The organism is Paraburkholderia monticola (genome assembly GCF_001580545.1).
Lineage (GTDB): Bacteria > Pseudomonadota > Gammaproteobacteria > Burkholderiales > Burkholderiaceae > Paraburkholderia > Paraburkholderia monticola.
The window spans coordinates 233,306-253,140 of sequence record NZ_LRBG01000012.1 but is presented as its reverse complement, the minus strand read 5'-3'; the positions used below and the strand labels follow the sequence as shown (position 1 = coordinate 253,140).

The 19,835-nt window shown below is 64.6% G+C and carries 18 protein-coding genes; 14 read left to right on the top strand and 4 right to left on the bottom strand.

Going from position 1 to position 19,835, the window contains the following annotated elements; all coding sequences use genetic code 11:
• Positions 1 to 6: 6 nt before the first annotated feature.
• The 10 genes from mltG to CI15_RS15735 all read left to right on the top strand — a co-directional run bounded on the left by mltG (position 7) and on the right by CI15_RS15735 (position 9,875).
• A complete protein-coding gene (mltG, locus tag CI15_RS15780) occupies positions 7 to 1,017 on the top strand; it encodes an endolytic transglycosylase MltG (RefSeq protein ID WP_062129261.1) in 1,011 nt (336 codons plus the stop codon).
• Positions 1,017 to 1,637, top strand: a complete 621-nt coding sequence (gene tmk / locus CI15_RS15775; protein ID WP_062129260.1) for a dTMP kinase — start codon at positions 1,017 to 1,019, stop codon at positions 1,635 to 1,637. The genes mltG and tmk overlap by 1 nt, the downstream gene beginning before the upstream one ends.
• Before the next feature lie 95 nt (positions 1,638 to 1,732).
• A complete protein-coding gene (locus CI15_RS15770; RefSeq protein ID WP_062129259.1) occupies positions 1,733 to 2,776 on the top strand; it encodes a DNA polymerase III subunit delta' in 1,044 nt (347 codons plus the stop codon).
• Positions 2,777 to 2,825: 49 nt separating this feature from the next.
• Complete coding sequence (locus CI15_RS15765) at positions 2,826 to 3,341, top strand: GNAT family N-acetyltransferase (protein ID WP_062129258.1); 516 nt, start codon at positions 2,826 to 2,828, stop codon at positions 3,339 to 3,341.
• 78 nt (positions 3,342 to 3,419) lie between these two features.
• On the top strand, positions 3,420 to 4,211 hold the full coding sequence (locus tag CI15_RS15760) for a TatD family hydrolase (RefSeq protein ID WP_062129257.1): 792 nt from the start codon (positions 3,420 to 3,422) through the stop codon (positions 4,209 to 4,211).
• Positions 4,212 to 4,263: 52 nt separating this feature from the next.
• Complete coding sequence (locus tag CI15_RS15755; protein WP_062129256.1) at positions 4,264 to 5,010, top strand: ankyrin repeat domain-containing protein; 747 nt, start codon at positions 4,264 to 4,266, stop codon at positions 5,008 to 5,010.
• Between the two features lie 224 nt (positions 5,011 to 5,234).
• Positions 5,235 to 5,591 (top strand): Rap1a/Tai family immunity protein, encoded by a 357-nt coding sequence (locus CI15_RS15750; RefSeq protein WP_062129255.1) that lies wholly within the window; start codon positions 5,235 to 5,237, stop codon positions 5,589 to 5,591.
• 178 nt (positions 5,592 to 5,769) lie between these two features.
• Positions 5,770 to 6,993 (top strand): mechanosensitive ion channel family protein, encoded by a 1,224-nt coding sequence (locus CI15_RS15745; protein WP_062129254.1) that lies wholly within the window; start codon positions 5,770 to 5,772, stop codon positions 6,991 to 6,993.
• Positions 6,994 to 7,147: 154 nt separating this feature from the next.
• Positions 7,148 to 8,560 carry an alpha,alpha-trehalose-phosphate synthase (UDP-forming) gene (otsA, locus tag CI15_RS15740; RefSeq protein WP_062129253.1) on the top strand — a complete coding sequence of 471 codons (1,413 nt, stop codon included), beginning with the start codon at positions 7,148 to 7,150 and terminating at the stop codon, positions 8,558 to 8,560.
• A gap of 247 nt (positions 8,561 to 8,807) precedes the next feature.
• Positions 8,808 to 9,875, top strand: coding sequence for a glycosyltransferase family 4 protein (locus CI15_RS15735; protein WP_062129252.1), 1,068 nt, complete (start codon positions 8,808 to 8,810; stop codon positions 9,873 to 9,875).
• 216 nt (positions 9,876 to 10,091) lie between these two features.
• Here the strand turns inward: CI15_RS15735 and CI15_RS15730 are convergent, their stop codons facing one another.
• From CI15_RS15730 to CI15_RS15720, 3 genes are all read right to left on the bottom strand, one after another.
• Positions 10,092 to 10,679 carry a BPSL1445 family SYLF domain-containing lipoprotein gene (locus tag CI15_RS15730; protein ID WP_062129251.1) on the bottom strand — a complete coding sequence of 196 codons (588 nt, stop codon included), beginning with the start codon at positions 10,677 to 10,679 and terminating at the stop codon, positions 10,092 to 10,094.
• A 409-nt stretch (positions 10,680 to 11,088) separates the two neighbouring features.
• Entirely contained in the window at positions 11,089 to 11,538 is a 450-nt protein-coding gene (locus tag CI15_RS15725; RefSeq protein WP_062129250.1) for a hypothetical protein, read from the bottom strand.
• Between the two features lie 231 nt (positions 11,539 to 11,769).
• Positions 11,770 to 12,069 carry a PsiF family protein gene (locus CI15_RS15720; protein ID WP_062129249.1) on the bottom strand — a complete coding sequence of 100 codons (300 nt, stop codon included), beginning with the start codon at positions 12,067 to 12,069 and terminating at the stop codon, positions 11,770 to 11,772.
• Positions 12,070 to 12,520: 451 nt separating this feature from the next.
• Between CI15_RS15720 and CI15_RS15715 the strand changes: the two genes are divergently transcribed.
• A complete protein-coding gene (locus CI15_RS15715; RefSeq protein WP_062129248.1) occupies positions 12,521 to 12,820 on the top strand; it encodes a YciI-like protein in 300 nt (99 codons plus the stop codon).
• Between the two features lie 571 nt (positions 12,821 to 13,391).
• Positions 13,392 to 14,657, top strand: coding sequence for a transposase (locus CI15_RS15710; protein ID WP_062129247.1), 1,266 nt, complete (start codon positions 13,392 to 13,394; stop codon positions 14,655 to 14,657).
• Between the two features lie 71 nt (positions 14,658 to 14,728).
• Here the strand turns inward: CI15_RS15710 and CI15_RS15705 are convergent, their stop codons facing one another.
• Positions 14,729 to 16,294 carry a mannose-1-phosphate guanylyltransferase/mannose-6-phosphate isomerase gene (locus CI15_RS15705; RefSeq protein WP_062129246.1) on the bottom strand — a complete coding sequence of 522 codons (1,566 nt, stop codon included), beginning with the start codon at positions 16,292 to 16,294 and terminating at the stop codon, positions 14,729 to 14,731.
• A gap of 594 nt (positions 16,295 to 16,888) precedes the next feature.
• On the opposite strand from CI15_RS15705, the gene CI15_RS15700 reads away from it, so the two are divergent.
• Together CI15_RS15700 and CI15_RS15695 are read left to right on the top strand one after the other, a co-directional pair.
• The gene (locus CI15_RS15700; protein ID WP_062129245.1) at positions 16,889 to 18,286 is read left to right on the top strand and encodes an undecaprenyl-phosphate glucose phosphotransferase; all 1,398 of its coding nucleotides are present in this window, start codon (positions 16,889 to 16,891) and stop codon (positions 18,284 to 18,286) included.
• Positions 18,287 to 18,367: 81 nt separating this feature from the next.
• Positions 18,368 to 19,819, top strand: a complete 1,452-nt coding sequence (locus tag CI15_RS15695; RefSeq protein ID WP_062129244.1) for a UDP-glucose dehydrogenase family protein — start codon at positions 18,368 to 18,370, stop codon at positions 19,817 to 19,819.
• Positions 19,820 to 19,835 lie beyond the last annotated feature (16 nt).

The window sequence follows — 19,835 nt, the reverse complement described above, 5'->3', positions numbered from 1 at the left end:
TTTCGCATGTCCCTTCTGAAGAAATGTTTCACCGCCGGCGCGCTTGTCGTCGTGCTGGCCGCGGCGGCCATCGCCGCTGGATACTACTGGGCCACCCGCCCGCTCGAACTGACCCCGGCGCAACTCGACGTTACCGTCAAACCGCACAGCAGCCTGCGCAGCGTCGCGCTGCAGCTCAATCGCGGCGGCGTGCCGGTCGAGCCCGAGCTGTTCATCGTGATGACCCGGCTGCTCGGCCTGCAAAGCGAGCTGAAGTCCGGCAATTACGAGTTCAAGAGCGGCATCACGCCGTACGAGGTGCTGCAGAAAATCGCGCGCGGCGACGTCAACGAATATGTGGCGACCATCATCGAAGGCTGGACCTTCAAGCACATGCGCGCCGAGCTCGACACGAATCCCGCGCTCAAGCACGATACGGCCGGCATGAGCGACGCCGATCTGATGAGCGCGATCGGCGCGCCGGAGGCGTCGATCGGCAACGGCGAAGGGCTGTTCTTCCCCGATACCTATCTGTTCGACAAAGGTACGAGCGACCTCGACATCTATCGTCGCGCGTACCGGCTGATGCGCGTGCGTCTCGACGAGGCGTGGCTCGCCCGCGCGTCAAACCTGCCGTACAAGACGCCGTACGACGCGCTGACGATGGCGTCGATCATCGAGAAGGAAACCGGCAAGCCGTCCGACCGGCCGCTCGTCGCGGCGGTGTTCGCCAACCGTCTGCGCGCGGGCATGCCGCTGCAGACCGACCCGACCGTGATCTACGGGATGGGCGACAGCTACGCCGGCCACATCAGGAAGAAAGACCTGCAGACCGACACTCCTTACAATACCTACACCCGCATGGGTCTGCCGCCGACGCCGATTTCGCTGCCGAGCGTCGCCTCGCTGCAGGCGGCGCTGAACCCGGCGCAAAGCACCGCGCTGTACTTCGTGTCGCGCGGCGACGGCAGCAGCATCTTTTCTGACACCCTCGGCGATCACAACAAGGCCGTGGACAAATACATTCGAGGGCAATGATGGCGCGCGGCAAATTCATTACGTTTGAGGGCATCGACGGTGCGGGCAAGACCACGCATCTGGGCTGGTTCCGCGAACGGCTCGAGGCGAAGCTCGCGCCAAGCGGCCGCTCGGTCGTGATGACGCGCGAGCCGGGCGGCACGCCGCTCGGCGAGCAGATCCGCGAGATCGTGCTGCATCAGAAGATGGACCTCGAAACCGAGGCGCTGCTGATGTTCGCGCTGCGCCGCCAGCATCTGGCCGAGGTGATCGAACCGGCGCTCGCGCGCGGCGACTGGGTACTGTCCGACCGTTTCACCGACGCGACCTTTGCCTACCAGGGCGGCGGCCGCGGCTTGCCGCGCGACAAGCTGGAGGCGCTCGAGCGCTGGGTGCAGGGCGGTTTCCAGCCCGATTTGACTGTGCTGTTCGACTTGCCGCCCGCGATCGCCAATGAGCGGCGCAGCGCCGCGCGCAACCCGGATCGTTTCGAGAGCGAGTCGGTGGCGTTTTTCGAACGCACGCGAGCCGAGTACATGCGCCGGGCCGAAGAAGCGCCGTATCGATTCGCTATCATCGACTCTTCGCAAAGCGTCGTGCGAATTCAGAAGCAGCTTGAAGAATTGATCACAACACTCTGATTTTAAATCAATATAATTTGCGTTTATAGCGCTGCGCAGAGTTCTTGCGATGCCTGAAATAGCGCTTATAACCTTTTGATTCGATAAAACAAACGATGATCTATCCGTGGCAAGCCGATGACTGGAACCGCCTGCAGCAGTTGCGCGACCACTGGCCGCACGCATTGCTGCTGCACGGTCAGGCGGGCATCGGCAAGCTGCGCTTCGCGCAGCACCTCGCGCAAGGGCTGCTGTGCGAGGCGCCGCAGCCGAACGGCGAGCCGTGCGGTGCGTGCGTGGCCTGTAACTGGTTCGTGCAGGGCAATCATCCCGATTACCGCATCGTCTTGCCGGAGGCGCTCGCCGCCGAAGCCGGTTTCGCGAACGCCGCGAACGGCGCCGACGACAAAGCCGAGAAGGCCGATGGCGACGAAGGCAAAAAGACCCGTACGCCGAGCAAGGAAATCAAGATCGAGCAGATCCGCGGGTTGCTCGACTTCGTCGGCGTCGGTTCGCATCGCGGCGGCGCGCGCGTGGTCGTGCTGTATCCGGCCGAGGCGCTGAACGTCGCGGCCGCCAATGCATTGCTGAAGACGCTCGAAGAGCCGCCCGCGGGCGTCGTGTTCCTGATGGTGTCGGCGCGCATCGACCGCTTGCTGCCGACCATCATCAGCCGCTGCCGTCAGTGGCCGATGAGCGTGCCGGCGCCGCAGGCAGCCACGCAATGGCTGGCGGCGCAAGGGCTCGACGACGCCCCCGCGCTGCTCGCCGAAGCGGGCGGCGCGCCGCTCGCCGCGCTGGCGCTCGCCAGCGACGAAAACCGCCCGCTGCGCGACTGGACGCTCAAGCAGCTCGCGGCCGGCGCCGGATGCGACGCCTTCGCCTGCGGCGAGGCGCTGCAGAAGCTGCCGGTGCCGCTCGTGCTCGGCTGGCTGCAGCGCTGGATGTATGATCTGCTCGCCGAGCGCACCGCCGGCGCGCCGCGGTATTTCCCGCAGGCATCGGCCGCGCTCACGCGCTGCGCCGCGCAGGCCGACGCCAATGCCTTCGCGCGTTTTCTGCGCACCGTCACGCGCCAGCGCGCCGTCGAGAACCATCCATTGAACGCGCGGCTCGTGTTCGAGGAACTGTTCATCGGCTACCGCGCACTGTTCGCGTGAGCCTGCTGTCAGGAAGCCTTCCGTTTTTTTCCATTCAAACCAACCCACCATGAGCCTTTCCTACCGCGACGCCACGCTCGACGATCTGCCCGCGATCGTCGCCATCTACAATTCGACTATTCCGTCGCGCCAGGTCACTGCGGACCTCGAGCCGGTCAGCATCGAGAGCCGGCACGCGTGGTTTCATGCACACGGCCCGCAGAAGCGGCCGCTGTGGGTGGTCGAAGATCCGCAACAGGCGGGGCGCGTGATCGCGTGGCTCAGCTTTTCCGATTTCTACGGCCGCCCGGCCTACCAGCGCACCGCCGAAGTCAGCATCTATCTCGACGAAAGCGCGCGCGGCCAGGGCCTCGGCAAGCAGTTGCTGGCCGCTTCGCTCGACGCGGCACCCGGCCTCGGCATCGACACGGTGCTCGGCTTCGTGTTCGGCCACAATGACGCGAGCGTGCGGCTGTTCCGCGGTTTCGGCTTCGAGGCGTGGGGCACGCTGCCGCGCGTCGCGGTGCTGGACGGCGTCGAGCGCGATCTGGTGATTCTCGGCAAGCGCCTCGCGCACGCCAGCTGAGCCAGGCTACCTGATGTCCCAGGCGCCCCCGGCCCATCGATCGCCCGGCCGCTAGCCCATTTTTCGCAGGACCTGACCATGTTTGTCGATTCGCACTGCCATATCAACTTCGAAGGACTCGCGGACCGTCTGCCGCAAGTGCTCGAAAACATGCGCAGCCATTCGGTCTCGCACGCGCTGTGCGTGTCGGTGGATCTCGAAACGCTGCCGTCGGTGCTGGACATCGCCAGCCGCTATGAGAACGTGTACGCGTCGGTCGGCGTGCATCCCGATCACGAGGACATGCGCGAGCCGAGCGTCGCCGAACTGGTCGAGCTCGCCGAGCACCCGAAGGTGGTCGCGATCGGCGAGACCGGGCTCGACTACTACCGTCTCGAAGGACGCTCGATCGCCGACATGGAGTGGCAGCGCGAGCGCTTTCGCACCCACATCCGCGCCGCGCACGCGACCGGCAAGCCCCTGATCATCCACACGCGCTCGTCGTCGGAAGATACGCTGCGCATCATGGCCGAGGAGCGCGCGGGCGTGCCCGGTGGGGTCATGCATTGCTTCACCGAACCGTGGACTGTCGCCGAGCAGGCGCTCGCGCAGAATTTTTACATTTCGCTGTCGGGCATCGTCACGTTCAAGAGCGCGACCGATGTGCAGGACGTCGCGCGCCGGGTGCCGCTCGAGCGTTTGCTGATCGAAACCGACTCGCCGTATCTGGCGCCGGTGCCGTATCGCGGCAAGCCGAATGAACCTGCGTACGTCAGTTATGTCGGACGCTTCATCGCGCAGCAACGTGAGATGCCGGACGAGGCGCTCGCCGCCGCGACCACGCAAAATTTCTTCAGGCTGTTCGGGATTGCTGAACCGGCCGGCGCTTGAGCAAGAAAGCTCAGCAACATCAAAGGGATAGGGAAGTTTCCTAAAGTACTATATGAAAAATATTTCGACGTCGAACGCTGCTTTCCATCCGGCTTCCTCTGGTGGGGCCGCCCGTGCGGGGGCCGCCCGCGCGCTGGCACCTGCGCGCCGTCTCGCGTGCGCCGCCGCGCTCGCGTGTGCCGCGCTGGTCGCGCTGCCCGCGCATGCGGCGCCGATCGACACGCTGATCAAGGCGGTCAAGTTCGACGACGTCGACGGCGTCAACAAGCTGCTCGCGAAGGGCATGGACCCGAACAGCATCGACAATCAGGGCATGCCGCTGCTGGTGATCGCCGCGCGGGAGAAATCGGACAAGGTCGCGGCCGCGCTGCTCGCGAATCCGAAGACCGATATCGAGATTCAGGACAAGGCGGGCGAAAACGCGCTGATGATGGCGTCGCTGGTCGGCGACCTGAATATGGTGAACCTGCTGATCTCTAAGGACGCCGAGGTCAACAAGAAGGGCTGGGCGCCGCTGCACTATGCGGCCGCGAACGGCCACGACGACATCGTCAAGGTGCTGCTCGACCACTCGGCCTACGTCGACGCGGGCTCGCCCAACGGCACCACGCCGCTGATGATGGCCGCGCGCGGCGGCCACGTGTCGACCGTCAAGCTGCTGCTCGACAATGGCGCGGACCTGTCCGTGAAAAACCAGATCGGCATGACCGCGCTCGATTTCGCCAAGACGTACAAGGAGCCGGACGTCGTCGAAGGCCTCACAGCGCGCATGCAACAGACGCAGCAGCCGAAGCAGTGACCCTGCCGGCGGGCACACCGTTGCTTAGCCGCCTGGCGGCCGATTCGTAGCGGATTCATAGCCGCTTCATAGTTGATTCGCAGCGGTTTTGTCCGACCCGCGCGGCAGCGAGCCTGCTGCCGCCGCATAAAACAGTGCAGAATGACGACTTCGGCGCGCCGTCTGGCGCGCCGTCCGGATGCGGCAGAAAGACCGCGTGATAAACAACCCTGGAAAGGAACACCATGCTGCGGGCTTTGATTTTCGCCGGCGCGCTTGCCTTGCCGCTTTCGGCAGCCGCATTTACGGGGGGCGACCTCAACAAGCTGTGCACCAAGACCGACGTGGCTTCGCGTAGTGCCTGCGCGGCCTACATCGAGGGCGCGGCCGACGGTATCTTCAACACCATCGACGCGATCGGCGGCACCACCGGTCCGCGCGTCGGCCAGTACTTCTGTCTGCCGCCGGATGCGCGCTCGGCGCAGCTGACCGACGCGGTGCGCAAGTACATCGCCGAGACGCCGAACGCCGTGGGCTACAACGCGAGCACGGCGATTTCGCTGGGTCTCGGCAAGGCGTTTCCGTGCAAGGGCGGCGGCTGATCGGCCACCGCCGGGCCGCGTAGAACCCGTTGTAACGCCCTGGCGCCATCGCGTGCGCCGGGCGTCGAGTCACCGCCCCCATTGTGGCGACGACTTCAGATGTCAGCAGTCAGCAGTCAGCAGTCAGTAGTCCCGCAGGCGCGCCGCCGCTCATCGAGCCCGGAGGAAGATGCCCGTTATGCCTACTATCGACGACTTCTACCGCGTGGCCGCCTCGCCGCTGCATACATGGCTTGGCACGCTGATCGTGACGGCCATCGTAACGATCGTGGCCATCGGCATTCACCGCTTCGGCGCGCGGATCGTGATGCGCCTCGCGCTGCCGCATGCGGTGACGAGCGTCGTGCTGCGCTATATCGACAAGCCCTCGCTGTTCACCCTCGTGATCGTCGTGTTCGCGTGGGTCTGGTCCGAGGCGCCCGATACCCTCAACTTCATCGAACCGGTGCGCGACGTCACCGGCATCGCGCTGATCGCCGCGCTCACGTGGCTGTCGGTGCGCTCGGCCGCGGCGATCGGCGAAGCGATCATCCGCGCCCATCCGCTCGATACCGCCGATAACCTGCATGCGCGCCGCATCCATACGCAGGCGCGCGTGCTCGCGCGCTCGGTGATGATCGTGATCGTGATCGTCGGCGTGGGCGGCGCGCTGATGACCTTGCCGAACGTGCGGCAGATCGGCGCGAGCCTGCTGGCGTCGGCGGGTGTCGCCGGTCTGGTTGCCGGTATTGCGGCGCGGCCGGTGCTCGGCAATCTGATCGCCGGTCTGCAGATCGCGCTGTCTCAACCGATCCGCCTCGACGACGTCGTCGTGATCCAGAACGAGTGGGGGCGCATCGAGGAGATCACCGGCACTTACGTGTCGGTGCGGCTGTGGGATCAGCGCCGGCTGATCGTGCCGCTGCAATGGTTTATCGAGAATCCGTTCTCCAACTGGACACGCAGCAGTTCGCAGATCATCGGCACCGTGTTCCTGTTCGTCGATTACCGCATGCCGCTCGCGCCGCTGCGCGAGGAGCTCGCGCGCATCGTCGAGAGCGCGCCCGAGTGGGACCGCCGCGTGCAGGTGCTGCAGGTGACGGACTGCACCGAGCGCGCGATGCAACTGCGCGCGCTCGTCAGCGCGCCCGATTCCGGCCTCGCGTGGGACCTGCGTTGCCGCGTGCGCGAAGGCTTGCTCGATTTTATTCACCGGCATTACCCGGAATACCTGCCGCGGGCGCGCGCCGAGGTATCGGCGGAGCTGGAGACAGGCGGCGAGGGCCCGCTCGACTGGGCGCCGCGCAGTCGCCAGACGCCGGCTGGCAGCACGGCGGCGCATACCGAAGCCGATCCAGTGGCGACCCGCATCGGCCGCCCTGGCGTGGCCGAGGCCCCGCACAAGGCAAAGGAGCAGGCTTAGCTGCGGGTCGAGAATCGCGAACGCCAAACTGCGTGCGCGCGCTCGCGCGAAACCGTGCGTGGGCATGCGCGGGCATGCGGTTTGCTGCCATACGGCGCGCCACGCTCATTCAGGCGGCGCGGCGTCTGGCAAGAACTACGGAGGACATCCAAAGATGGGCCGATTGATCGTCGTGTCGAATCGGGTTGCGACGCCGACGGAGACCAAGGGATCGGCAGGCGGACTGGCTGTGGGCGTGTTCGGCGCGCTCAAGGATGCGGGCGGCGTCTGGTTCGGCTGGAGCGGCGACGTGGTCAGCGAGACGGTCGCCAATGCCGGGCCGACGCTCGAGCAGGACGGCTCGGTGACCTTCGCGACCGTGGGCCTCACGCGCAAGGACTACGACCAGTACTACCGCGGTTTCTCGAACGCGACGCTGTGGCCGGTGTTCCACTATCGCAACGATCTCGCGCGCTACGAGCGCGACGAATACGCGGGCTACCGGCGCGTCAATGCGTGGCTCGCGCACAAGCTGGTCAAGCTGCTGGAACCCGACGACATCATCTGGATTCACGACTACCATCTGATCCCGTTCGCCGAGGCGCTGCGCAACGAGGGCGTGACGAACCGCATCGGTTTCTTCCTGCATATTCCGTTTCCCGCGCCGCAGATCCTGCTCAACATTCCGCCTCACGAAGAACTCGCGAAGTCGCTGTCGTGCTACGACCTGCTCGGGTTCCAGACCGCCACCGACCAGCAGGCGTTCCACGACTACGTGACCCGTCATGCGCGCGGCACCGTCAGCGCGGACGGCGAAGTCGAGGCGTTCGGCCGCACGCTGCGCACCGGCGTCTACCGGATCGGCGTATTCCCCGACGAAATCGCCGAGCAGGCGAAGCGCTACGAAAGCCGCCAGCACGTGCTCGACCTGAAGCAGAGTCTCGAGGGGCGCAAGCTGATCATGAGCGTCGACCGGCTCGATTATTCGAAGGGACTGGTCGAGCGGTTTCGCGCGTTCGAACTGCTGCTCGAACGCTCACCCGAATGGCGCGGCAACGTCACGCTCGTGCAGATCGCGCCGCCGACGCGCTCCGACGTCGCGACCTACCAGAAGATCCGCCAGGATCTCGAATACGAAGCCGGGCGCATCAACGGCCGCTACTCGGGGCTCGATTACACGCCGATCCGCTACCTGAACCAGCAATACGACCGCTGGAAGCTGATGTCGCTGTTTCGCGAGTCGCAGATCGGCTTCGTCACGCCGCTGCATGACGGCATGAACCTCGTCGCGAAGGAGTATGTCGCCGCGCAGAATCCCGACGATCCCGGCGTGCTCGTGCTGTCGATTTTCGCGGGCGCGGCCGCCGAACTCTCCGGCGCGCTGCTCGTCAATCCGCACGACGCGATCGGCATGTGCGAAGCCCTGCAACGCGCGCTGCAGATGCCGCTCGAGGCGCGTCAGCGACGGCACGAGAGCGACATGGCGGCGCTGCGCAAGAACGATCTCGGCGTGTGGCGCGACACTTTCCTCAGCGATTTGCGCAGCATGCCGCTGCACAAGACGGGCGAGGGCGGCGGCTACAAGTGAGGGGGCGCAGTCGTCCCAGGCCGGCGCGTGAGCGCCTGTCACGGGATGTAAGCCGTTTGTAACAGCACCGAGCAATTGCAAGACCGGCGGCTTTTCCGCGGCTGCCAGGGAATAATGCCCCCTACGATGATGCTCGCGACGCTGATATGCGCGGCGTGCATTGATCCGACGTCATGGCGCTGTCATACTCGGCGTCGCCGCGGCGCCGCGTTTGGCGCGCCAGCCGCTGGCTTACGGAGACACAAATATGAAGATTGCTCAGATCGCCCCGCTGACCGAATCGGTGCCGCCGAAGCTCTATGGCGGCACGGAGCGCGTCGTGTCGTACATCACCGAGGCGCTGGTCGAGCAGGGCCATGACGTGACGCTGTTCGCGAGCGGCGACTCCGTCACCAGCGCCAAGCTCGAAGCGGTCTGGCCGCGCGCGCTGCGCCTCGATCCGGGCATTCGCGACCGCATCGCGCCGCATATGCTGCTGATGGAACTCGTGCGCCGCCAGGCCGACGAGTTCGACGTGCTGCATTTTCACCTCGACTACTACTCGTTCTCGGTATTCAAGCGCCAGGACACGCCGTTCGTCACGACGATGCACGGCCGGCTCGATCTGCCCGAGCAGCAGCCGGTGTTCGACACGTTCAACACCGCGCCGGTGATCTCCATTTCGAATGCGCAGCGTCATCCGCTGCCGCAGGCGCGCTGGCTGACCACGGTCTATCACGGGTTGCCGGAGCAGCTGTACACGCCGCAACCGGTCGAGCAGCGGTACCTCGCGTTTCTCGGCCGGATTTCGCCGGAAAAACGCGTCGATACGGCGATCCGCATCGCGGGCCGCTGCGGCTTGCCGATTCGCATTGCCGCCAAGGTCGATTCGGCCGACCGCGAATACTTCGAGCGCGATATCCGGCCCTTGCTCGACCTGCCGTACGTGGAGTACATCGGCGAGATTGCCGATGATCAGAAGGCCGAATTTCTGTCGGGCGCGCATGCGCTGCTGTTTCCGATCGACTGGCCGGAGCCGTTCGGTCTCGTGATGATCGAGGCGATGGCGTGCGGAACGCCGGTGATCGCATTCAACCGCGGCTCGGTGCCTGAAGTGCTCGAAGAGGGGCTGACCGGGTTTATCGTCGAGGACGAGATCGGCGCGGTGGCGGCCGTGAACCGGCTGCACAAGGTGCCGCGCGCGGGCGTGCGGCGGCGTTTCGAGGAGCGCTTCACGTCGCACCGGATGGCGCGGGAGTATGTGGAGGCGTATCAGATGGTGATTCGCGCGCAGAAGCGCTCGCGGTTCAAGGTGGTCGACTCGTCGGGCGGTTGACGCGGCATCATTGCAGCATTTCGAACCAGGACGGCGTTGCGCGAAGCGCAGCGCCGTTTTCATTCGTGCGTGAGCAGCAGCTCAACAAAAAGGCCGCGCGAACACCATTGAAGGGCGATTCGCGCGGCCTCGGCCGCGATGCGATCCCGATACGACACTGACGTACGCGTTGTGATGCGCGCTCCAGTATTCAGCTACGGGTGCTGACGAGCGCGTTCAGATCTTCAGCCGCGAGACCTTCGTGCCTTGCAGCGACACGTCGCCCATCAGGCCCGCGTTGGTCAGCACGAACACTTGCACCGGCGCGGTGGCCGTGTTCGTGTCGACCGCGCCGTTCGCGCCGACCTTCACGAGCGCGACCGATGCATCGACGCCGGCCGACCAGCCGTCCGCGTTGCGGAATTTGTCGAGCGAATCCTGCGTCATGAACAGGAAGATCAGCGCCTTCGACTGCGCACCGGCCTGCAGGCCGAACGAGCCCGACACGGTGCTGTAGTAGCCGACCGTCGCGCCGCCCACCCGCAGTGCGCCTTCGCCATACTGGCCGCCGACGATGAAGCCCGCCTGCAGCACCGATGGGAACACCAGTACGCCGCGCGCCTTCGACACCAGCTCGCGCGAGCCCGGCACGGTCGTGAACAGCTTGGACATCGTGCCGTCGACGCTCGCGTCGATCGACTGTCGTTTCGAGGCGTCGACGTGGGGATTGTCCGGCGTGTTACCCGTCGTCGTGCAGCCGGCGAGTGCAAGGCCTCCGAAAGCAAGCGCAGCGGTCGTCTTCAACATGAAGTGTCGTCTTTGCATCGTTTTTCTCCGTCATGGATCCGGGGCGCAACCGTCGTGGTGTCGCCTGGTTGCCTTTGGGTTATAACACAGGCCAGTGTAAAAGGCGCGTCGCGCGCCAACGTGAAAAGCCTTACGGGACAAGGGTTTGGGGCTGATCGTAAGCGGCGGGCCAGTAACTTTGACCGGCTGGCGGCACGACCTCGAAGTACCCGGCGAGCGAGCTTTGGAGGGAGCGAAGGTGAAGAGCGCCCAAGCCGCGGTGAAAGTGGGAACGGTGCGACGCGTTTGCGCGGTGCGCCGGTTTTTACCGATTTTCGCGTCGTCCTGCGGGCCATCGACATGGAGTTGACAGTGTCGCTTCGATGCAGTGATTTGCAACAGATAGCAAACGGTGTGCCGCGACTCGGCCGTGGACTCAACCGTTGAATCAGCCGTGATTCGCAGGACTCTTGACCGCGGGCGGGCGCCGCAGCGCGCGGCGCACCATGCCGATGATCGCGCCGATCACGAACAAGATCGCCGCCGGCACGACCCAATAGCCGACGAAGGCGTGCCACAGATAGGCGAACAGTGTCGAGCGGCGCACGCTGTATTCGTTGATCGCATCCTGCTGGCGCGGCGCGTTGGCGGCCAGCACATCGGCCGGGCAGCCGGCGGCTTTGGCCTCGTCGGGCTTGCCGTGGCAATGCGCGGGTGCGCCGGCGGCGCGCTGCGCGTCGGTGAAATTCCAGGTGGTCAGCGCGCGGTCGAGATCGACCCCGTTATACGACATTTCCTCGCGGATCTCGTTGACCGCGACGATCGCCACGGGCACGGCCCAGAATATGATGACCAGCAACCACCGCCTTAACCAGCGGTTTTTGCGCTTCGATACCATCCTTGCCTCCAATCGATGCTCAGTAGCACCAACGACAAGATGGCGGCCCGCGTAATTGATTGATTCTGTCTGTGAGGGTGGGCCGTCTCCGCAGCCATCATAGAAGAAAACGGCGCGTTCCGGCGGGTGGACTGCGAAGGAGGGGGATCCGGCCGATGCGCATCGTGGGGACAACGATGCGCCGGCGCCGCGGTGACCGGATGGCGCCGACGTGGGGGATGGCTACCGTGCTCAGTTAGCCGGCGCCGACGACAGACAGGTCTTCATGAAGGCCTTGCGGTCGTCGCCCTTCTTGTCGGCCGCCTGCTTGTTGCATACCTTCATCTTGTCCTGCTGGCTCATCGGGGCGGAGGCGGCGGCAGGCTTCGCGGACAGGCAGGTTTGCATGAACGCCTTGCGATCGTCGCCTTTCTTGTCGCCCGCCTGCTTGTTGCAGTCGGCCATTTTGGTCTGCTGGCTGTTCGCCGCGAACGCCGGCGAGACGAGTACCGCGCCCAGCACCAGCGTAGCGATAGCGGATTGAATTTTCATGGGACACTCCATCGGTGGTGATGAAAACGTTTTTGGTCGTTCATGCGCGCGGGCGACGATGGCATCCCGGAGCCCCTCGGCGCATCCATTATGGCAAATGCCGTCTGCGAGAACGGACCAAAACGCATTCTGGTTGACAGCGCTGCGCGCTCGTTTTCCCTGAGTGGACGCAGCATCCGGGCATGCGGCGTTTGAAACGATCGAATGAACCAAACCCGCCAATATTGATATGCAATGCAGATTAATCGCCGCGATTATTTCAAATGTATCGAAACGAAATTACCAGGTTCATCATATGGGAATACGACTAAAAGGCATTGAATATGTCTACTCTGCTGCGAATGCATATGAATAAAAAATAGGCGTTAAATTCGACGTTCAACGTGATGCGAAACGGCGATGGGATACATGCCGATGCGCGTCGATCTTTATCCTCGCGAGGAAACTTACCATGCATTACCTGTTGATGTACGAGTTGGTCCCCGACTATCTGGAGCGGCGCGGCGAGTACCGCGACGCGCATCTGAAGCTCGCATGGGCCGCCGCCGGGCGGGGCGAACTTCTGCTGGCCGGCGCGCTCGCCGACCCGACGGACGGTGCGGTGCTGCTGTTTACCGGCAGCTCGCCGGCCGTCGCGGAAGCCTTTGCCAAGGCCGATCCCTACGTGCTATCCGGACTCGTCAAGGCTTGGCGTGTGCGCGAATGGACCACGGTAGTCGGCGAGCACGCAGCGAAACCGGTGCGCGCATAACGTCGCTCGAAGCGACTTCGTCGTAGCATCGACGCCCCGAACTTCGCGCATGCGCAACCCGCGCATGCGCGCCTTCCGTTGCCTTCATGGCACCGCGCATGTGCGTCGCCGTCCGTCTGCCGATACGCGATATCGCCGCTCCTCAAAACGCATTGAAATGCATGCTGGCTGGGTAATCGTATTTCTAAATGCCATTGCTCTAGATCACGCGACATTGTGCTTTGCAATACACTAAGTCGATGCGAGATAAGCAGCCGCCTCTGTTACAGCAATACGTGAATCGACGCAGCGAAACGGACAAGATTGTTTCTATCCGTAACACTTGTCTCAACCGTATTCATGCAAAGGTTGGAATGGTATGCTTCGTGCACAAATTTTCCCGTGCACGAGTGAGACCGCGTTTTGTGCTTCGCAATAGGGACGAGCCGCACCATGTGTGGGCGCCATGTCCCAGTCAGCCAAACGGACAAAACAAATTTGTGCAACCGAGGGCCGCACACGGGTCGTGAACGCTGAGAATCCGTGGCAGGCCCAACGCCGCAGCCAGGCCAGGCTGCGTGGAGAAAATCCGATGTTTTTCGATGAACTAAGCAACGACGAATGGGCGCTGCTCGCGCCCCTTGTCTCTGACGAGCCGGCCGTCCGTCTGAACCGGCGCGGCCGGCCGCGCGCCGAACCGCGCATCGTGACGAATGCCGTGCTGTGGATTCTGACCACCGGCGAGCCGTGGTCGAAGCTGCCGGGCCGCTATCCGTCCGGTCCCACCTGCCGCCGCCGCTTCGAGGAGTGGCAACTGAACGGCACGCTGCTCGAGATGGTCCGCCTGTTGTCACAGGGCGGCCGCACCTTCGCGTACATTCCCCAACCGGCGCCGCCCATTACGGTCAGACCCGCGGCACCGGTCGTGCAAACCCCGAGCCCGCGCGAAGACAATGGTCTGCGCGGCGTGTCGTGGAAGAGTCCCGAGTCGTGGCAGGCGCCCGGCGTCGCGAGCGCGTCGACCCAATGGCGCATGGCCGATCCGATCGGCGATATCACGCGTCAATTGGCCGGGCCTCAGGCGGCATCGGCTGGCGCACTGGCGACCTCCGCGTTCGCGCCGTTCGCGGCGACGGCGATGACGCATGCCGAAGCGGCTGCGGGGCAGGCGGATACGATGAGCGTGGCGAATGTCGCGCAATCCACGCCTGACGCGGCGAACGCGTCAGCCGCGGCGGATGAATCGCGTGCGTCGCTATCGATGAGCCTTGCGCCAAGCGGCATGCAGGTCGCCGATTCGCGCGGCTATCTGATCTATGTGGTGGTCGAAGAAGTGCCGGGCGCGATGTATCGCGGGTGGGCGGAGATCATCAGGGACGGCAAGCGCGTCGAGCGCTCGGGGCTCGTCGGCCCGCGTTTCGCGGATGGCCGGCACGCGCAGCAGTTCGCGCTCGACTGGGCGCGGCAGTGGATCGATCGTGAATGCGCCACCGATGCCGCAGCCGCGACGATGGCCGAGGCTACCCCCGGGCCTGCCTTGGCACCCTCATCAGCACCCGCATCGGCACCCGCATCGGCCAACCCTGCGCAGCGCCTGGCGGGGCGTCCGTCATCCGGGCTGCGTCATGTGCCGGAACCCACCTCGGTCAATGGCCCGGCGAATGCCGCGGGAACGCATGGCGCGCCGTTGCACGGGCCGATCAAGCCGCCTCTGAATGCATTGCGCGGACCGCTGCGCCGCTATCCGTCCGACTGCGCGAGCTCGGGCGTGGCCAGCACACCCGCGGTCACGACCGATAGCGGCGCCACGGAGCGCTTCTCGGCGGCCTATCTGGAACTCATCTCGCACGTGGGATGAGCCCGGCGGTCCCCGCGGCCGCGCTCGACGCCGCCGCAGGTTCCCGCTTCGTCATGACTGTCTATCGAAGGTCACTGCCGTCCGTACGTATCGTCGAAGCGCACGATATCGTCTTCACCCAGATATGAGCCCGACTGCACCTCGATCATTTCGAGCGGCATCTTGCCGGGGTTTTCGAGGCGATGGGTGACGCCGAGCGGAATATAGGCCGACTCGTTTTCGGACACGATGAAGCGCTCGTCGCCACGCGTGACGAGGGCGGTGCCGCGCACGACGATCCAGTGCTCCGCGCGATGATGATGCATCTGCAACGACAGCCGCGCCCCCGGTTTGACGACGATGCGCTTGACCTGAAAGCGCTCGCCGGTATCGACGGAATCGTAGTTGCCCCACGGCCGATGCACCTTGCGATGATTGGCCGCTTCGGCGCCGCCGTCCGCGCGAATCCGGTTGACGATCTTCTTGACGTCCTGCACGCGTGACTTGTCGGCGACGAGAATCGCATCCGCGGTCTCGACGACGACCAGATCCTGGGTGCCGACGCACGCGATCAGGCGTCCTTCGGAATGCGCGAAAGTCGAGTTCGCGCCTTCGAACATCACCCGGCCACGGCTCACGTTGCGATCCGCGTCTTTCTCCGAGATGTCCCAGATCGCATCCCACGAGCCGACGTCGGACCAGCCGGCCTCGAGTGGCACGACCACGCCGCTTGTGATGCTCTGGTCGCCGCCAAGCTGCTCCATCACCGCGTAGTCGATCGAATTCGACGGCGATGCGCTGAACGCGTCGCGTTGCAGCCGGAAGAAGTCGCCGTCCGACTTGCCGCCCGCGAAAGCCGCTTCGCACGCTTCGTGAATGGCCGGCTGGAAATGGCGGATCGCCTTGAGCCACGTCGATGCGCGCACGATGAAAATGCCGCTGTTCCACCAGTATTCGCGCGATTCGACATAGCGCTGCGCGAGCTCCAGATGCGGCTTTTCGACGAAACGGTCGAGCCGATGCGCGACGATGCCGCTCGATGCTTCGGCGTCCGGAGCATTGCGCGCGTCATCACGACCGAGCGGCGCGCCGATACGGATATAGCCATAGCCGGTCTCGGGACGCGTCGGCACGATACCCATCGTGACGATATGGCCGGCCGCCGCATGCTGCACGCCGGCGGCCACCGCCGCGCGAAAGCCTTGGCTGTCGGCGACCGCGTGATCGGCGGGCATCACGACCATGATGCCGTCTTCGTCCTGCGCGGCGACGGACAACGCGGCCACCGTCAACGCGGGCGCGGTGTCACGGCCCACGGGTTCGAGTATCAAGCGGCTCGTCTTGCCGCTCGTGCGCAACTGCTCGGCGGTCGTAAAGCGTTGCTCTTCGTTGGCCACGACCGTCAGTTGGCCGGCGAGCGGATAACCGGCTTCGAGCCGGTCGAGACGGTGGGTCGTCGATTGCAGCAGCGACTCTTCGCCGAGCAGGCCGATCAGCTGCTTGGGATGCTGCTCGCGCGACATCGGCCACAGACGGGTGCCCGAACCGCCCGCGAGAATCACGGGATGAACCTTGAGCTTGACGCTGGTTGCGGACTTGGGCGAGTTGGCGGGGGTGGGCCGGGTGCCGGTGGGCGTGACCGGAGCCGGAGCTGTCATGGTGATCTCCTCGAGACTGGATGAGTGCGTCGAGTTTTATCACGAAGTTCCGAATCAATAAAAGCGCGTTAAATACAATATGGATAAAAAGCGCATCTGATTTATTCGAAAAGCAGGAAAAAATGCGCGCCGGGTTTATTCGAAAACAAAAAATATCCCAAAAAAATCGGCTGGCATTTTTTTACGCTTAATGATCGGCAAGAATGGCGGCGCGTCCGCCACCCAAGGGTTGCGGCCGAAGCTTGCATGAAGCGAAAGCTACCTTGGCGAAGGGCCCGAATCGAGCGTCCGGACGCATCTATCGACTCGCATGGCGGCAACAATTACCGCACAAAAAGCAAAAATAATGTCGAAATTCTGACCGATACAATTTGAGATATTTTGCAGTCTTGTCCTGCGAATTTTAATACCGCTTTATTGATATATGTACCGGGGTATTCACTCATGCTGACTCGTTTTTCCGGTCAGCTCATTCGTGCCCATTCAGGCGCGACGCGGATAGCCAATCAAAAGCCCGATGACGAAACCCGCACGCAACATCGATTTCAACCAACCGACGGATCGCACTTTGACTGACGAACAGAGGGGCGGCGCATGCTGAGCGTTCTAGCGAGAATCATCGACATCGCCATGGTCGCGCTCGCCGCGGTGCTGGCGGCGGCCGTGCACAGCGGCACGATAGTCTGGCTCGACGATATGCAGAGCATGTCGCTCGCGTTCGGCTGCCTGCTCGTGGTGGTGTTCTTCCCGGCGCTCGGCATCTATCAGTCGTGGCGCGGCAAGCCGCTCTACGATCTGCTCTCGCGTGTGACGGGCGGCTGGCTGATGGTCGAAGTGGTCGGCGTGCTGATCAGCTTCAGCGTGCACCGCTCCGACAGCCTGTCGCGGCTGTGGCTCGTGTACTGGGCGCTCGCGTCGATCGTGCTGCTGGTCGTCAGCAAGGCGATCGTCTATTCGATCCTGCGCGGGCTCCGCCGCGAGGGTTTCAATCAGCGTGCGGTCGCGATCGTCGGTGGCGCGCCGTACGGGCGCTTTCTGATCGACCAGATGCACGGCCGCCCGGAAGCGGGCTTCACACCCGTCGTCGTGTTCGACGAGGACGGCACCATCAATCCCTATGAAGACCCGGATGCCCCGCACGCGATCGCGGGCGTGCCGGTCGAGCGCGACTATCAGCGCATGATCCAGCTGGTGCGGCAGCGCGCGATCCGCGAGCTGTGGCTCGCGCTGCCGATCTCGAAGGAGAAGGCGATCCATCGCTTCGTGACGGATCTGCGCAACGACTTCGTGAACATCCGCTTCATCCCGGACGTCGGCAGCCTGACGCTGTTCAACCAGCCGATGGTCGAACTGCTCGGCGTGCCGGCGATCAATCTGGCCGCCTCGCCGATCACCGACCTGCGCGTGCTGCCCAAGCGCGTCTTCGACAGGCTGTTCGCGCTCGGCGCGCTGACCGCGCTCGCGCCGCTGATGCTCGTGATCGCGCTGATGGTGAAGCTCAGCTCGCCGGGGCCGGTGTTGTTCCGCCAGCGACGCAAGGGCATCGACGGCCGCGAGTTCGAGATCTTCAAGTTCCGCTCGATGAAGCTGCACACGGAAACGGCCGGCAAGGTCACCCAGGCCACGCGCCGCGATCCGCGCATCACCGCGGTCGGCGCGTTCCTGCGCCGCACCAGCCTCGACGAGCTGCCGCAGTTCATCAACGTGCTGCGCGGCGAGATGTCGGTGGTGGGTCCCCGTCCGCACGCGCTCGAGCACGACGACATCTACAAGGATCTGGTCAAGGGCTACATGCACCGCTACCGGATCAAGCCGGGCATCACCGGCTGGGCGCAGATCAACGGCTATCGCGGCGAAACCGATCGCATCGAAAAGATGATGGGCCGCGTGAAGCTCGATCTGTACTACATGCAGCACTGGACCTTCTGGCTCGACATCAAGATCGTCGTGCTGACGCTGTGGAAGGGCTTCGCGGGCAGCAACGCCTATTGACCATCGAACGCCGGAGCTCGCCGATGCCACGCGTCGCGCGAGCGCATTCCTGAATCAACTCCATTTATCGAGGTGCAATCCATGAACCTGACGATCATCGGTAGCGGCTATGTCGGCCTCGTGACCGGCGCGTGTCTGGCCGACATCGGCCACGACGTGTTCTGTCTCGACGTCGACGCGCGCAAGATCGACGTGCTCAACAACGGTGGCGTGCCGATTCACGAGCCGGGTCTGCAGGAGATCATCGCGCGCAATCGCCGCGCGAAACGCCTGACGTTCTCCACCGACGTCGAGGCCGCGGTCGCACACGGCGACATCCAGTTCATCGCGGTCGGCACGCCCGCCGACGAAGACGGCTCCGCCGATCTGCAATACGTGCTCGCGGCCGCGCGCAACATCGGCCGCCATATGAACGGCTTCAAGGTGATCGTCGACAAATCGACGGTGCCGGTCGGCACCGCCTCGCGCGTGCGCGACGTGGTCGCCGCCGAGCTGGCCGCGCGCGGGGTCGAGCAGATGTTCTCGGTCGTGTCGAATCCGGAGTTCCTGAAGGAGGGCGCGGCCGTCGAGGACTTCACGCGGCCCGATCGCATCGTGCTCGGCTGCGACGACGACGTGCCCGGCGAAAAGGCGCGCGAGCTGATGAAGCGCCTGTATGCCCCGTTCAACCGCAATCGCGAGCGCACGCTGCATATGGACGTGCGTTCCGCCGAGTTCACGAAGTACGCGGCCAACGCGATGCTCGCGACACGCATCTCGTACATGAACGAGCTCGCGAATCTGGCCGACCGCGTCGGCGCGGATATCGAGGCGGTGCGTCGCGGAATCGGTTCCGATCCGCGCATCGGCTACGACTTCCTGTACGCGGGTTGCGGCTATGGCGGCTCGTGCTTTCCGAAGGACGTGCAGGCGCTGATCCGCACCGCGGCCGATCGGGGCGCGAACCTGCGCATTCTCGAAGCGGTGGAAGCGGTCAACGACGCGCAGAAGCAGATCCTCGCGCAGAAGATCGTCGCGCGTCTTGGCGAGGATCTGTCGGACCGCACGTTCGGCGTGTGGGGCCTCGCGTTCAAGCCGAACACCGACGACATGCGCGCGGCGCCGAGCCGCGAGCTGATCGCCGCGCTGCTGCGCCGCGGCGCGCGCGTGAAGGCCTACGACCCGGTTTCGATCGACGAAGCGAAGCGCGTGTTCGCGCTCGATCTGCAGGACGTGCCGCAGCAGCATGCGCGCCTGTCGTTCGTGAACGACGAGATGGAAGCGGCGAGCGGTGTCGATGCGCTGGTGATCCTGACCGAGTGGAAGGTCTTCAAGAGTCCCGACTTCGATGCGCTCAAGCGTGTGCTGAAAACGCCGCTGATTTTCGACGGCCGCAATCTGTACGAGCCGGACGTGCTGCTCGAACTCGGCATCGAATATCACGCGATCGGCCGGCGCCACGCGTTGCGCCATGCGCCGGCGCGCGTGGGCGCGCACGCTGCGACGCCGGCGGTCGTGGCCGCTGTGGCCGCAGCCGACGCGGCGGGCCGCTGAGGCCACCGCGCTCGCC

Bases quoted from the DNA above. Each gene is read 5' to 3' on its own strand.
- CI15_RS15765 (WP_062129258.1), top strand. From the start codon at position 2,826: ATGAGCCTTTCCTACCGCGACGCCACGCTCGACGATCTGCCCGCGATC.
- CI15_RS15760 (WP_062129257.1), top strand. From the start codon at position 3,420: ATGTTTGTCGATTCGCACTGCCATATCAACTTCGAAGGACTCGCGGAC.
- CI15_RS15700 (WP_062129245.1), top strand. From the start codon at position 16,889: ATGCTGAGCGTTCTAGCGAGAATCATCGACATCGCCATGGTCGCGCTC.
- CI15_RS15770 (WP_062129259.1), top strand. From the start codon at position 1,733: ATGATCTATCCGTGGCAAGCCGATGACTGGAACCGCCTGCAGCAGTTG.
- otsA (WP_062129253.1), top strand. From the start codon at position 7,148: ATGGGCCGATTGATCGTCGTGTCGAATCGGGTTGCGACGCCGACGGAG.
- CI15_RS15710 (WP_062129247.1), top strand. From the start codon at position 13,392: ATGTTTTTCGATGAACTAAGCAACGACGAATGGGCGCTGCTCGCGCCC.
- CI15_RS15720 (WP_062129249.1), bottom strand. From the start codon at position 12,069: ATGAAAATTCAATCCGCTATCGCTACGCTGGTGCTGGGCGCGGTACTC.
- CI15_RS15745 (WP_062129254.1), top strand. From the start codon at position 5,770: ATGCCTACTATCGACGACTTCTACCGCGTGGCCGCCTCGCCGCTGCAT.
- CI15_RS15705 (WP_062129246.1), bottom strand. From the start codon at position 16,294: ATGACAGCTCCGGCTCCGGTCACGCCCACCGGCACCCGGCCCACCCCC.
- CI15_RS15735 (WP_062129252.1), top strand. From the start codon at position 8,808: ATGAAGATTGCTCAGATCGCCCCGCTGACCGAATCGGTGCCGCCGAAG.
- CI15_RS15750 (WP_062129255.1), top strand. From the start codon at position 5,235: ATGCTGCGGGCTTTGATTTTCGCCGGCGCGCTTGCCTTGCCGCTTTCG.
- mltG (WP_062129261.1), top strand. From the start codon at position 7: ATGTCCCTTCTGAAGAAATGTTTCACCGCCGGCGCGCTTGTCGTCGTG.
- CI15_RS15725 (WP_062129250.1), bottom strand. From the start codon at position 11,538: ATGGTATCGAAGCGCAAAAACCGCTGGTTAAGGCGGTGGTTGCTGGTC.
- CI15_RS15755 (WP_062129256.1), top strand. From the start codon at position 4,264: ATGAAAAATATTTCGACGTCGAACGCTGCTTTCCATCCGGCTTCCTCT.
- CI15_RS15730 (WP_062129251.1), bottom strand. From the start codon at position 10,679: ATGCAAAGACGACACTTCATGTTGAAGACGACCGCTGCGCTTGCTTTC.
- CI15_RS15695 (WP_062129244.1), top strand. From the start codon at position 18,368: ATGAACCTGACGATCATCGGTAGCGGCTATGTCGGCCTCGTGACCGGC.
- tmk (WP_062129260.1), top strand. From the start codon at position 1,017: ATGGCGCGCGGCAAATTCATTACGTTTGAGGGCATCGACGGTGCGGGC.
- CI15_RS15715 (WP_062129248.1), top strand. From the start codon at position 12,521: ATGCATTACCTGTTGATGTACGAGTTGGTCCCCGACTATCTGGAGCGG.